The organism is Vibrio sp. 1288, from assembly GCF_033344475.1.
The window spans coordinates 1-507 of sequence record NZ_JAWPOX010001183.1 but is presented as its reverse complement, the minus strand read 5'-3'; the positions used below and the strand labels follow the sequence as shown (position 1 = coordinate 507).

Sequence of the window (507 nt, the reverse complement as noted above, 5' to 3'; positions counted from 1 at the left end):
GTGGCTTCCTATCTGAAGCTGGCTTTAGCGACTTCGCGGGTTCAGGTATTGTTCATATGGCAGGTGCGTCTGCGGCGCTAGCTGGCGTGTTACTGCTTGGTGCTCGTAAAGGTAAATACGGTAAAAACGGTGAAATCTACCCAATTCCTGGCTCGAACATGCCATTAGCAACACTGGGTACGTTTATTCTTTGGTTCGGCTGGTTTGGCTTCAATGGCGGTTCTCAATTGATGGTTTCAGACTTTGAAAACGCAACGGCGGTTGGTCAAATCTTCCTTAACACGAACGCGGCTGCGGCTGCGGGTTCGATTGCTGCATTGTTTGTGTGTAAAACCACTTGGGGTAAAGCAGATTTAACCATGATCCTTAACGGTGCGCTGGCTGGTTTGGTAGCTATCACGGCAGACCCACTATCACCATCACCTTTGTATGCTGTAGCAATCGGTGCGGTATCGGGTGCGCTAGTGGTATTTAGCATCATCGGTCTCGATAAACTGAAGATTGACG

The 507-nt window shown here is 49.3% G+C and carries 1 pseudogene; it reads left to right on the top strand.

The features are described 5' to 3' along the window. Positions 1 to 507 (top strand): annotated as a pseudogene (locus R8O11_RS31575) (ammonium transporter); the annotation flags it as partial.